General features: G+C 73.5%; 11 protein-coding genes. 4 read left to right on the forward strand and 7 right to left on the reverse strand.

Going from position 1 to position 12467, the window contains the following annotated elements; all coding sequences use genetic code 11:
- Positions 1 to 61 precede the first annotated feature (61 nt).
- Positions 62 to 499: a CBS domain-containing protein gene (locus tag ACH34Q_RS24850; protein ID WP_395985447.1), complete on the forward strand. Its 438-nt coding sequence runs from the start codon at positions 62 to 64 to the stop codon at positions 497 to 499.
- Between the two features lie 32 nt (positions 500 to 531).
- On the opposite strand, the gene ACH34Q_RS24855 is transcribed toward ACH34Q_RS24850, so the two are convergent.
- Positions 532 to 2013, reverse strand: coding sequence for a PLP-dependent aminotransferase family protein (locus tag ACH34Q_RS24855; RefSeq protein ID WP_395985448.1), 1482 nt, complete (start codon positions 2011 to 2013; stop codon positions 532 to 534).
- 94 nt (positions 2014 to 2107) lie between these two features.
- Here ACH34Q_RS24855 and ACH34Q_RS24860 point away from each other — a divergent pair, with 94 nt between their 5' ends.
- Positions 2108 to 2767 (forward strand): YitT family protein, encoded by a 660-nt coding sequence (locus ACH34Q_RS24860; RefSeq protein WP_395985449.1) that lies wholly within the window; start codon positions 2108 to 2110, stop codon positions 2765 to 2767.
- Positions 2768 to 2814: 47 nt separating this feature from the next.
- Here the strand turns inward: ACH34Q_RS24860 and ACH34Q_RS24865 are convergent, their stop codons facing one another.
- The 3 genes from ACH34Q_RS24865 to ACH34Q_RS24875 form a co-directional block, all read right to left on the reverse strand.
- Positions 2815 to 3705 carry a hypothetical protein gene (locus tag ACH34Q_RS24865; RefSeq protein ID WP_395985450.1) on the reverse strand — a complete coding sequence of 297 codons (891 nt, stop codon included), beginning with the start codon at positions 3703 to 3705 and terminating at the stop codon, positions 2815 to 2817.
- Positions 3702 to 4799, reverse strand: a complete 1098-nt coding sequence (locus tag ACH34Q_RS24870; protein WP_395985451.1) for an LD-carboxypeptidase — start codon at positions 4797 to 4799, stop codon at positions 3702 to 3704. The genes ACH34Q_RS24865 and ACH34Q_RS24870 overlap by 4 nt, the downstream gene beginning before the upstream one ends.
- A 188-nt stretch (positions 4800 to 4987) precedes the next feature.
- Positions 4988 to 5752, reverse strand: a complete 765-nt coding sequence (locus tag ACH34Q_RS24875) for an SIR2 family NAD-dependent protein deacylase (RefSeq protein ID WP_395985452.1) — start codon at positions 5750 to 5752, stop codon at positions 4988 to 4990.
- Between the two features lie 109 nt (positions 5753 to 5861).
- Between ACH34Q_RS24875 and ACH34Q_RS24880 the strand changes: the two genes are divergently transcribed.
- Positions 5862 to 6920 carry a sulfotransferase family protein gene (locus ACH34Q_RS24880; RefSeq protein ID WP_395985453.1) on the forward strand — a complete coding sequence of 353 codons (1059 nt, stop codon included), beginning with the start codon at positions 5862 to 5864 and terminating at the stop codon, positions 6918 to 6920.
- Here the strand turns inward: ACH34Q_RS24880 and ACH34Q_RS24885 are convergent.
- Both ACH34Q_RS24885 and ACH34Q_RS24890 read right to left on the reverse strand, forming a co-directional pair.
- Positions 6904 to 7071 carry a hypothetical protein gene (locus tag ACH34Q_RS24885; RefSeq protein ID WP_395985454.1) on the reverse strand — a complete coding sequence of 56 codons (168 nt, stop codon included), beginning with the start codon at positions 7069 to 7071 and terminating at the stop codon, positions 6904 to 6906. The two genes, ACH34Q_RS24880 and ACH34Q_RS24885, sit on opposite strands and share 17 nt — an antisense overlap.
- 167 nt (positions 7072 to 7238) lie before the next feature.
- The gene (locus ACH34Q_RS24890; protein WP_395985546.1) at positions 7239 to 9251 is read right to left on the reverse strand and encodes an ABC transporter ATP-binding protein; all 2013 of its coding nucleotides are present in this window, start codon (positions 9249 to 9251) and stop codon (positions 7239 to 7241) included.
- Positions 9252 to 9530: 279 nt separating this feature from the next.
- Between ACH34Q_RS24890 and ACH34Q_RS24895 the strand changes: the two genes are divergently transcribed.
- The gene (locus ACH34Q_RS24895; RefSeq protein ID WP_395985455.1) at positions 9531 to 11480 is read left to right on the forward strand and encodes a Xaa-Pro dipeptidyl-peptidase; all 1950 of its coding nucleotides are present in this window, start codon (positions 9531 to 9533) and stop codon (positions 11478 to 11480) included.
- Positions 11481 to 11576: 96 nt separating this feature from the next.
- On the opposite strand, the gene ACH34Q_RS24900 is transcribed toward ACH34Q_RS24895, so the two are convergent.
- Positions 11577 to 12461, reverse strand: a complete 885-nt coding sequence (locus ACH34Q_RS24900) for an enoyl-CoA hydratase/isomerase family protein (RefSeq protein ID WP_395985456.1) — start codon at positions 12459 to 12461, stop codon at positions 11577 to 11579.
- Between the last annotated feature and the right edge of the window lie 6 nt (positions 12462 to 12467).

Genomic DNA, 12467 nt, shown 5'->3' on the forward strand with positions numbered 1-12467 from the left:
CCCGGCGCACGGCCCACCGCGGCCCTTCCCGGGCGGCGTCCGAGCACCGGAGTGTGAGCACATGCGCATTCGCGACATCCTGCGGAGAAAAGGGGCGGCGGTGGCCACCGTGCGCCCCGACTCGACCGTACGGGACCTGCTGGCGGTCCTGTCCGAGCACAACGTCGGGGCGATCGTCGTCTCCCCCGACGGCGAGACCATCGCCGGGATCGCGTCCGAACGGGACGTGGTCCGCAAGCTGCACGAGCACGGCGCCGGGCTGCTCGGCCGGCCGGTCTCGGAGATCATGACCGCGGAGGTCCGCACCTGCGAGCCGAGCGCGGACGTGGACGACCTGCGCCGCACCATGACCGAGCACCGGATCCGGCACCTGCCGGTCGTCGACGCGGCCGGCCGGCTCGCCGGGATCGTCAGCATCGGCGACGTGGTCAAGAGCACGATCGACGAGCTGGTGAGCGAGCGCGAGCACCTGGTGGAGTACATCCAGCGCGCCCCCTGACGCCGTTCAGCGCCCTCACCACCGACCTTCCCTCACACGTAGGCGGGCAGCGGCCGGGAGACCGGCGCCGCCTCCACCTCCCGGTAGGCCAGGGCCAGCCGGTCGACCGCGTCGCGCAGCGTCTCGGGAGGCAGCACGTACGGCAGGCGCACGTAGTCCTCCAGCACGCCGTCGGCCCCGAACACCGGCCCCGGCACGACCCGTACACCCCGCCGCTCGGCCGCCTCGGACAGCAGCGTCGCCACCGGGGCGCCCAGCCTCACCCACAGCGACATGCCGCCCTCGGGCGGCTCGAACTCCCAGCCGGGCAGCCGCTCGCGCAGCGCGGCCGCGAGCGCGTCGCGGCCGCGCAGCAGGGACGCGGCCCGTTCGGCCCGTACCTCCTCCACCCGCAGCAGCAGCTCCCGGACGATCAGCTGGTCCAGCACCGGGCTGGCCATGTCCATCGGCTCGCGCGCCACGATCAGCCGGCGGGCCAGCGGCGCGGTGGCGCGGATCCAGCCGATCCGCAGCCCGCCCCACAGCAGCTTGGACGCCGAGCCGACGCTGATCACCCGCCCGCCGGTGTCGAAGGCGGCCAGCGGCGGCACCCGGGGCGCGGCCGGGTCGTGCGCCAGCTCGGCGAACGTCTCGTCGGCGACCAGCAGCGCGTCGGCGCGGCGGGCGGCGGCCACCAGCGCGGCCCGGTCGTCCGCGCCCATCAGCCGCCCGGTGGGGTTCTGGAAGTCGGGAACGGTGTAGGCCAGCCCCACCGCGGCCTGCCGCATGCTTCCGGCGATCAGCTCGATGTCCCAGCCCTCGTTGATCCCGGCCGGGACGAGCCGCGCGCCCATCCTGCGCAGCGCGCCGAGCGCGTGCGGGTAGGTGGGGCGCTCGACCAGCACCGAGGCGCCCGGCTCCACCATGGTCTGCAGCAGCAGCGTGAAGGCCTGCTGCGCCCCCGTGGTGACGACGATCTGGTCCGCGCGGGTCGGGACGCCGCGCTCGGCGTACCGGGCGGCGATGACCTCCCGCAGCACGGCCAGCCCGGCGGGCTCGTACCCGGGCCCGCTGCTGTAACGGGGCAGCTCGGCGACCGCAGCGGCGACCGCCTCCTCGAAGAGCGCGGGCGCGCCCGGCGTCGCGCAGCCCAGATCGATGAACTCGGCTCCCTCCGGGGCGTGCGCCATCCCGAACCGGCCCCCGGCCGTCCCGGCGCGGGGGCCGCCCGCCGAGCGGGCCCCGAACGATGCCATATTGGTCGGCGGCAGTGCCGTCCAGCTCCCCGCGCCCTGGCGGCTCTCCACATAGCCCTCGTCGCGGAGCCGGTCGTAGGCGGCGGTCACCGTCGTACGGCTGACCCCCAGGGCGGCGGCCAGATCGCGTTCGGCGGGCAGGCGGGTGCGCGGCGCCACCCGCCCGTCCAGCACCAGCGCGCACACGGCCCGGGCGAGGGCGGCGTTGTACGGCCGTTCCTGCGGCACGTCGCCCAGCAGCCGGGCCAGCTGCGGGCCGCTCACGTAGTGCGTACTCATACAGACCACTTTTCCATATTGGCCCTACAACTACCAGGCCACTTGGCGGCAGAGTGGAGCACACTGCCCAAGAACTCGGAGAAAGAGCACTCGAATGGCCTTGATGGCACGCAGGCTCGTCCAGCTGTACACGGGATTGGCCCTGTACGGTCTGGGCATCGCCCTGCAGGTGACGTCCACGCTCGGCAACGACCCCTGGGACGTGTTCCACGAGGGCCTGGCCCGGCGGTTCGGGCTGTCGATCGGCCTGTGGATCATCATCGCCGGCGCCGTGGTGATGCTGGCCTGGATCCCGCTGCGGCAGCGCCCGGGCATCGGCACGATCAGCAACGCCCTCCTGGTCGGTGTGTTCGCCGACCTGTTCCTGTGGCTGCTGCCCGATCCCGGTTCGGCCGCCGCCCGCTGGGCCTACCTGATCACCGCGATCGTGGTGGGCGGGTTCGCCACCGGCTGCTACATCGGCGCCGGGCTCGGCCCCGGGCCGCGCGACGGGCTGATGACCGGCCTGGCGGCGCGCGGCCACTCGATCCGGGTGGTCCGCACCGGCATCGAGCTGGCCGTGCTGGGCGTCGGCTGGCTGCTGGGCGGCACGGTCGGCATCGGCACCCTGCTGTACGCGCTGGCGATCGGCCCTCTCGCGCACGTCTTCCTGCCGATCCTGCAGATCACCGAGCCGGAGCCCGCGCCCGAGCCGGTGCTCCTATCCGAGCCTGACCCTGACCCTGAGCCCACGCCCACGTCGGCCGGCATCTGACACCGACGACGCGGCGACGACGCGGGGGGCCGGGGCGGCCCTCCGCGTCAGGGCTCGGCGGTCAGCGTGGTCAGCACCGACGCCAGCTCGGCCGGCAGCACCAGCGCGTCGTCCTCGTAGCGGGTCTCCAGCAGTGTCAGCTCGCCGCCCCGCCACCAGTACAGGTAGGGGCTGAGCGACCCGGGACCGTCCTCGTAGGCGTGGTACGCCTGGCCCTGCAACTCCCGGGCGGCGGCGGCCGCGGCCCGGTAGCGGGCCCGGGGGCCGCCCCCCACGGGCTGGATCGGGTGCGCCACGATGAGGCTGCGGTTGGGGGCGATCACCAGCGCCCCGTACGGCCCGATCGGCAGGTACTCCTCCAGCCAGGCCAGATGGGTGACGGCGTAGAACGTCCAGCCGTGCAGGACGGCCATCCGGACGCCGCCGACGTCCTGCTCGTCCATCTGCAGGGGCCCGTCGGCCCGGACGTTGGCGCGGCCGAGCATGAACAGCGCGTCGCCCGAGACCGGCCAGCCCGCCATCTCGTCGGTGGTGACCGTCCGCACCGTGGTGGGCGTGTCGACCACCACGACCTCGATCAGGCCGGGCGCGAACGGGCGCGCGGCCAGGATGCCGTTGTCGGCCTCGGCCGGGTAGATGCGGGTGCGCAGCAGGTGCTGGGCGAGATCGAAGTCGCTGAGGTCCAGCGGCTCCTCCATCGCGGTGATGATCGTGGTGACATGGTCGGAGACCAGCGCGGGCCAGTCGTCGCGCGGCACCAGCCGGGCGAGCTGGCGCAGCAGCCGCATGCTGACGGGCACCAGGCTGGCGCCCTCCAGGAGCATGCTGTCGGGATCGACGGGCCGGGCCGAGTAGCCGAGGCTCTCGGCGACCAGGACCAGCAGCGAATCCAGGGTCCCGTCGTCGACATCGTCGGGTCGCGCGTGCCGCCCGCTCATCGCACCCCTTCCGTGGGCTCGTCCAGAGGCGATGCGGTCAGGGTCAGCGCATCGGTGTCGAGCCGGTACGGGGCGCCCAGCTCCAGCGTGAGCTGCCGTGGCCCGTGCCCGACGGGCAGTCCCGCCAGGATCGGCACGCCGAGCGGCCCGAGCCGCCCGGCGACGATCGAATCGATCTCGGCCGGGTCGCCGCAGTCGTGCCAGGGGCCGAGGACCACCCCGGCCGCCCCGTCGAACCAGCCCGCTTGGACGAGCTGGGTCAGCATGCGGTCGATCCGGTACGGGGCCTCGGAGACGTCCTCCAGGAAGACGATCCGGCCGGCGGCGGGCGGCGGCGCGTCGGGCGTTCCGAGCAGCGCGGCCAGCAGCGCCAGCGTGCCGCCCGCCAGCAGGCCCTCAGCGCTCCCGGAACGCAGTACGCGCGCCCCGGTGACCTGGGAGGCCCGTCCCGGCTCGCGCGGCCCGAACAGGACCGCCTGGAGGTGCTCCAGGGCCTGGTCGCTCTCGCCCTTGCCCTCGGTGAGCAGCTCGCCGGCGGCCATCGGCCCGAACGACGTGGTGATGCCGAGCCGCGTCCCGAAGGCCACGTGCAGGGCGGTGACGTCGCTGGAGCCGTGCAGGATCTTTGGAGCGGTCCCGCGCGAGGCCTCGGCGATCCGGTCCCAGTCGATCAGCCCGAGCAGCCGGGTGGCGCCGTACCCGCCGCGGGCGCACAGCACGGCGCGGACCCGCGGGTCGCACCACGCCTCGACCAGGTCGGCGGCCCGGTCGGCGTCACGGCCCGCCAGGCGCTGCCAGCCGTGGCGCGCACCGTCCGGGGCGGGGCCGAGCGGGACGCGGTCGAGCGCGTGCTCGCCGACCGTCACCTCGAGCCCCAGGTCGCGCAGGATCGCGCAGCCGGCCGTCAGCCGCGCGGGCTCCACGGGACCACTGGGCGCGATCACGGCCACCCGGTCGCCCGGCCGCAGCCGGGCGAACCCGCGGGGCCGGGAGAATTCCGGGGATCCGGACAGGCGCGCGGGCGTACGGTCAAGCAGCCGGTCGGACACGCTCCGGCGGTCGTCCTCAGCCCCCGCGCGGGCGACCCCGCTCACCAACCCGATCCCTCCTCGCACCGCAACGGATAGAGCTTGTCAGGATTGCGGCCGCAAAGGAAGGGGGCGCCGGTCACGACCCGCCAACGAACGGTTACCTCGAGCATGGGAACCTCAGGCACGTCGATCCTCGGCATGGCCACCCCCCAGTGCGGTGACCAGTAGTACGGGGCGGCCCCGGGAAAGGATCACCGCCGCGACCCGAGCGCCAGATCGACCAGCCGGGGCAGCGCCGTCCCGATCGGCTCGCGCAGGACCGCGTCGGCCAGCCCGTCGTACGGCGTGGGCTCGGCATTGATGATCACCAGCCGGGCACCGGCCTCGACCGCGTCCAGGCAGAGCCCGGCGACCGGCTGGACGCCCAGCGAGGTGCCCACGGCCAGGAAGAGCTCGCACGACCGCGCCGCGCGGAGCGCCGCGTCCAGCACGTCCTCCTTGAGCGCCTGCCCGAACGAGATCGTCGCCGACTTCTGGATGCCGCCGCACGCGGCGCACGGCGGGTCCTGCTCGCCGGCCTCGACCCGGGCCAGCACCTCGGCCATCGGGGTGCGCAGCCCGCAGGCCAGGCACTCGGCCTCGCGCACGGTGCCGTGGACCTCGATCACCAGGCCGGCGCCCGATCCGGCCCGCTGGTGCAGCCCGTCGACGTTCTGGGTGATCAGCGCGCGCAGCCGGCCGGCCCGTTCCAGTTCCACCAGGGCGGCGTGGCCGGCGTTGGGCTCGGCCGCCAGGGCCGCGTGGTCGAGCCGGGACTGCCAGGCCCGCCGCCGCACGTCGGGATCGGCCAGGTAGGAGCCGATCGTGGCCCTCGCCTCGGCCGCCGGGTCCTTGGTCCACACGCCCTGCGGGCCGCGGAAGTCGGGGATCCCGCTGTCGGTGCTGATCCCGGCGCCGGTCAGCACGGTGAACGTTTCCACCTCGGGCAGCAGTCCCGCCAGCGTTGTCGCGCTCATGGTCACAGGCTAGGTCCGGAACGCCCTGCTCTGCTCCGGTTAACCTGGGGTGGCGTGGGCGGTCACAGGGAACTCCCACCGGCACGGATAGTGAGAGACTGGCGGTGGTATGAAGGCAACGCCGCACATCCTGGTGATCAACGGTACCAAGGTCCGCCGGCCGGTGTTCGTTCTGGGTTCCCCGCATTCCGGCGCGGATCTGCTGGCACGCGCCGTGAAACGGTCCGCCGGATTCCACCTGACCATCGGGCGGCCCGGCGTGCTCCAGATGGTCTACGCGTTCGCGCAGCGGCCGTCGATCGCCACCGACAGCGGCCGGGGCGCGGCCCGGGTGCTGCGCGACGCGTACGCCGAGGCCTGGCAGATCTCCGGTGCCGGCTGCGCCGGGTGCCGCGCCGACTGCTGGGAGGCGGCCGGGCTGCGGCCGCCCGAGGACGGCGCGCGCGACCCCGGTTCCTGCGTGGAGCCGCGCGGCGTCGACCGCTTCGGCGACGCCTCCCCCGACCTGATCTACAGCGCCGACGTGCTGCTGGACGCCTTTCCCGACGCGCAGCTGCTGCAGGTGATCAGGGACGGCCGGGACGTGGTCGCCGACATGCTCGACGACGAGCGCTGCCTGGCCTGGTTCAAGCCGGGCCTGACGAACCTCGACCAGGTGTTCCCCAACCCGTTCCTGGGCGTCGAGGAGGTCATGGAGCGGGCCCGCTGGCCGCGGGCGGCGGCCGCCGTCAAGTGCGCGCTGCGCTGGCGCGGCTCGGTCCGCCTCAGTGCCCGGCTGCGGGCGCAGACGCCCGAGGAGCAGCTGCTGACCGTCCGATACGAGGACCTGGTGCGGCGGCCGGGCGCGATCGCCGACGAGGTCTCGGGCTATCTCGGGTCGCAGCTGTCCAAGCTGGCCCTGACCAGCCTGGTCCGCGAGGCCGGTGGCACGCGCCAGGAGGAGCTGCGCAGACCCGACGCGCGCCGGCCGGAGCCGCGGCGTCCCGAGCTGCGCCTGCCCGAGCTCAGGCGTCCCGACCCCCGCAAGGGCGAGTCCCGCAGGGGCGACCGGGACGAGGACCGGCGGCGGCCGGGCGGCCGGCTCACCCCGCGCCAGATCCAGCAGGTCGAACGGATCGCCGGCACCGAGCTGTCCCGGCTGGGCTATCCCCTCAGCGGCGGCGGATGAGCCCGGACGACGAGGCCGCGACCTGGGGGCCGAGCCAGCCGATGGCGATTCCGGCGGCCCCCAGCCCCACCAGCAGCACGGTGTAGCGGGCCGGCCCGCTCCGGACGGCCCGCGCCGCCTGCGGCACCGGGGTGATCGTCATCACGCGCATCGTTGCTCCCTACTCCTCCGGCTCCTCCGGCCTCGGCCCCCGAAAGGGCCTCCATCGACTCTGACGCGCGCGAGTGGCCGCCGGGTTGACATCGGGCACGCGCGGAGGGAAGACAAGGAAACCGCATCCCGTGCCACGGGGACCGGCGATTCGGGAGAAACCGGCGATCAGTTCAGCTGGTGCTCCTGCGCGCCGGAGTCACTCTGCCGGGCGAACTGGGTGCGGTAGAGCTCGGCGTACAGGCCGCCCCGCAGCAGCAGTTCCTCGTGCCGGCCGCGCTCGGCGACCCGGCCGTCCTCGATCACCAGGATCTGGTCGGCCTCCCGGATCGTCGACAGCCGGTGCGCGATCACCAGCGACGTACGGCCCGCCAGCGCGGTCCGCAGCGCCCGCTGGACGGCCGCCTCGGACTCGGAGTCCAGATGCGCGGTCGCCTCGTCCAGGACCACCACCGACGGGGCCTTCAGCAGCAGCCGGGCGATCGCCAGCCGCTGCTTCTCCCCGCCCGACAGCCGGTAGCCGCGGTCGCCCACGATCGTGTCCAGGCCCTCGGGCATGTCCGCGACCAGGCCGCCGATCTGGGCGGCCTCCAGCGCGGCGAAGATCTCCTCGTCGGTGGCCTCGGGGCGGGCGAAGCGCATGTTGACCCGGATCGAGTCATGGAACAGGTGGGCGTCCTGGCTCACCACGCCGACCTGGTCGCGCAGCGACTCCATGGTGACGTCGCGCACGTCCTGGCCGCCGATCCGGATGGCGCCGCCGCTCACGTCGTACAGCCGGGAGACCAGATGGGTGATCGTGGACTTGCCCGCGCCGGAGGGGCCGACCAGCGCGATCAGCGAGCCGGGCTCGGCGGTGAAGTCGACCCCGTGCAGGACCTCCTTGCCGGGCGCGGTGTCGGGACGGGCGATCGACTCCAGCGAGGCCAGCGAGACCTCCTCGGCGGAGGGGTAGGCGAACATGACGTCGTCGAACTCCACCGCCGGGGCCTCGGCGCCGCCGACCCGATCATCCTTGTCCAGGCTGACCCGGCCGCCGTCCTTGTCCAGGCTGACCCGGCCGCCGTCCTTGTCGAGGCTGACCCGGCCGCCGTTGGCGCGGGCCCCGCCGAGGATCTGGGCGCCGTCCTTGTCGCGGATGAGGGGCTTGAGGTCCAGGACCTCGAACACCCGGTCGAAGCTGACCAGGGCGGTCATGATGTCGACGTGCACGTTGGACAGCGCGGTCAGCGGGCCGTACATCCGGGTCAGCAGGGTCGCCAGCGCGACCAGCGTGCCGAGCTGGAGGCCGCCGTCCACGACCAGGAGGCCGCCCACGCCGAAGACCATGGCCGTGGCCAGCGCCGCGACGAGGGTGAGCGCCGTGAAGAAGATCCGGCCGTACATCGCCGCGATGACGCCGATGTCGCGGACCCGGGCGGCGCGCTGGGAGAAGTTCTCCTCCTCCTCGGCGGGACGCCCGTACAGCTTGGAGAGCATCGCCCCGGCCACGTTGAACCGCTCGGTCATCAGCGAGCTCATCTCGGCGTCCAGCACCATCTGCTCGCGGCTGATCCGCGACAGCCGCTTGCCCACCCACTTGGCCGGCAGGACGAACACCGGCAGGAGCAGCAGCGCGATCAGCGTGACCTGCCACGACAGCACCATCATGGTGACCAGCACCAGGACCAGGCTGATCACGTTGGAGACCACCGAGGACAGCGTGGTGGTCAGCGCGCGCTGGGCACCGATCACGTCGTTGTTCAGCCGGCTCACCAGCGAGCCGGTCTGCGCCCGCATGAAGAACGCGACCGGCTGGCGCTGCACGTGCGCGAACACCTGGGTGCGCAGGTCGTAGATCAGGCCCTCGCCGACCCGCGCCGAGTACCAGCGCTGCGCCAGGCCGAGCACGGCCTCCACCAGGGCCAGCACGGCCACCGCGACGGCGAGCCAGATCACCAGGCTCTGCCGGCCCGGGACGATGCCCCGGTCGATGATCCCCTTGAGCAGCAGCGGGTTGGCGACCACGGTCAGCGCGGCGAGCGAGTTCAGCGCCAGGAAGATCCCGAGCTCGCGCGTGTAGGGGCGGGCGTAGCCCGCGATCCGCTTGACGGTCCCGGGCTTGAGCTTCTGGTGGGTGACCGACCCGTCCCGGCGGAACGAGGCCATCACCTGCCAGCCGTTGCCCGGCATTCCCGGCATCCCCACGTACAGCCTCCGTGTCGCACATGATCGCGGTAGCGCGTGATCTCAACGGTGCCCGATCGGAGCAGCGCGTGATCCAACCGCGTAATCAAGTAAGCATCTCAGTATCCGAGGGCTGCAACGCACCGTGCCCCCGCCCGCTTCCCCGCTCCGCTCACGGCGTAACGCCCTGGTCGCCACCCCGCGTCCGGCCGGTTCCGGCGTCCGTCTGGACGGGCCCGCGGTCCGGGGGTACAAGAGATCAACATCATCAGGCCCGCCATCCGGGAGACCCTCGTGATCCGACGTCTCACGCGAGGCGGTGCCGGCGCGACCACCCTCGCCGCCGCACCGCTCGCCACCGCGCTGCTCGCCGCGCTCCTCGCCACCACGGCGCTCCCCGCCGGAGCGGCCCCCGCCCCACCGGCCGCCCGGCCGCCCTCGCAGATCAAGGTGGCGGGAGGTGAGACACAGCCGGTCTTCTCGCGCGCGGACGCCGTCACCCAGGTGGTCAGCATCGAGACCACGGCCGACAGCGACCGCGACGGGATCCGCGACCGGGTCCAGATGCGGATCATGCGGCCCAAGGAGACCGACCAGGGCCTGCGGGTGCCCACCATCCTGGAGCCGAGCCCGTACTGGGCGGGAACGCACGACATCCCGCTCTACCCGGTCGACATCGACGGCGCCCAGACCCGCAAGGACCGCGCCGTCCAGCGGAACCTGGCCGAGATCTTCCCCGGCTACTACGACAACTACTTCCTGCCCCGCGGCTACGCGATCGCCAACCTCGACAGCATCGGCACCGGCGGCTCCACCGGCTGCCCGACCTCCGGCGACCGCGACGAGCAGGCCGGGACCAAGGCGGCGGTCGACTGGCTGAACGGCCGGGCCCGCGGCTGGGCCCCGGACGGCAGCCCGGTCAAGGCCGGCTGGTCCACCGGCAAGGTCGGCATGATCGGCCAGTCGTACAACGGCACGCTGCCCAACATGGCGGCGGCCAGCGGCGTCGAGGGCCTGGAGGCCATCGTGCCGGTCGCGGCGATCTCCAGCTGGTACGACTACTACCGCGCCAACGGCGGGGTCGTGGCGCCCGGCGGCTTCCAGGGCGAGGACCTGGACATCCTGGCCAAGGTGGTCCTCACCCGGCGGAACCCCGAGGTCTGCAAGCAGGTGATCGACGACATCACCGCGGTCCAGGATCGCGAGACCGGTGACTACAGCCGGATCTGGGCCGAGCGCGACTACGTCAAGGACGCCCGCAATGTCAAGGCCGCGGTGATGGTCGTGCACGGGCTCAACGACTGGAACGTCAAGGTCAAGAACTCCGTCCAGTGGTGGAACGCCCTGAAGCAGGCGGGAGTGCCGCGCAAGCTGTGGCTGCACCAGGCCAACCACGCCACCCCGTTCCGCTGGCGGCTCGAGGAGTGGCTGCGGCAGACGCACCACTGGTTCGACCACTGGCTGTACGGCATCGACAACGGCATCACCAAGGAGCCGCGGGTCGACGTCGAGCGCGCCCCCGGCCAGTGGGAGACCGCGCGCGACTGGCCCGTCCCCGGGACGCGGCACGTACCGCTGAGCCTGAACGCCGGCTCGGGCGCCGGCCAGCCGGGCACCCTGTCGCTCCGGCCGCGGCCGGGACCCGTCCAGTCGCTGATCGACGCCGGGCGGACCCGTACCGCCGAGCAGCTCCTGGTGAACGAGGACCAGGCCGATCCGGGCCGGCTGGCCTACCTGACCCCGGCGCTGAAGAGGGCCGTCCGGGTCAACGGCATCCCGAAGGCGGCGTTCCGCGCGTCCCTGGACGGACGGTCGCCGTACGTGACCGCGCTCCTGGTCGACTACGGCACCGACACCCGGCCCACCGGCGCCCGCTCCGACACCGGTGAACGGGTCTGCTACGGGCAGGGCGTGCCGGGCGACGACGGCTGCACGACCCGGCAGGCGCACCGCACCGAGACCGCCCCTTACAAGATCATCACGCGCGGCTGGCTCGATGCCCGCAACCGGCACGGCGCGAGCCGCAGCGAGCCGATCAGGCCCGGGAAGATGTACGACCTGCGATGGGACTTCGAGCCCACCGACTACGTCGTCAAGCCCGGCCACCGCCTCGGCGTGATCGTCCTGTCCACCGACTACGACTACACGCTGCGCTACCCGGCGGGTACCGAGCTGGCGCTCAAGCCGGGCGCGAGCAAGGTCTGGCTGCCGATCGCGGGCGGCGGGCGCGAGGCCCTGGGCTGAGCCGAGACGAGCAATCCGGGCGCCCGCCCGTTCCCTTGAACGGACGGGCGCCCGGGGGGGCGTCACGTCTTGGGCCGTGTCAGAACGTGGCCTGCGTCAGGACCTGGCGCCGAACATCTCGCGGAGGCGGCCGGTCTGCTCGTGGCGCTCGGCCGCGCACTGCTCCTCAAGGGTGTTGTTCGGGGCCTGCAGCAGCAGCCGCTTGGTCGCGACGGCGGCCCCGGCGTTCACCGCCAGCAGGGACTGGGTGAGCCCGCGCACGGCCTCGTCCAGGCCCTCGCGCGGCACCACGATCTCCGCCAGGCCCAGCCGGGCGGCCTCCTCGGCTCCGACCGTACGGGCCGTCAGGCACAGCTCCAGGGCGCGCGCGAGGCCGACGGCCTCGACCAGCGGCTTGGTGCCGGTCAGGTCGGGGACCAGGCCCAGCGCGGACTCCTTCATGCAGAACTTGGTGTCATCGGCGATCACCCGCATGTCGCAGGCCAGGGCCAGCTGGAAGCCGCCGCCGATCGCGTGCCCGTGCACGGCCGCGATCGTCACGATGTCGGGCCGGCGCAGCCAGGTGTAGCCCTCCTGCAACTCGGCGATGAAGCGGTCGGTGGCCGCCGGGTCCGAGCCGTCGGAGAAGCCCTCTCCGCCGCCGGAGAACATGCCGAGATCGATCCCGGCGGAGAACGAGGGGCCCGCACCGCGCAGCACGACCACCCGCACGTCCGCGGGCAGGCCGCGCCCGATGGCCGCCAGGCCGCGCCAGGTGGCGAACGTCATGGCGTTGCGGCGCTCGGGACGGTTCAGCGTGACGGTCGCCACGGGACCGTCGAGGTCCAGGCGGAGCCCCGCCTCCTCCAGGTCGGGCTCCGGTCCGGACCTCCGGCCGGGCTCGCGCCCGGACGGTCCCTGGGCCGGCCCCTCCCCGGCAGGCCCGTCGACCTGCTCCGTGACCGGTTCCGGCCGCGGCTCCTCGGCCCGCACGTCCGCCATTCCCGC

It is taken from the genome of Actinomadura sp. 9N407 (assembly GCF_044326315.1).
Classification (GTDB): domain Bacteria; phylum Actinomycetota; class Actinomycetes; order Streptosporangiales; family Streptosporangiaceae; genus Spirillospora.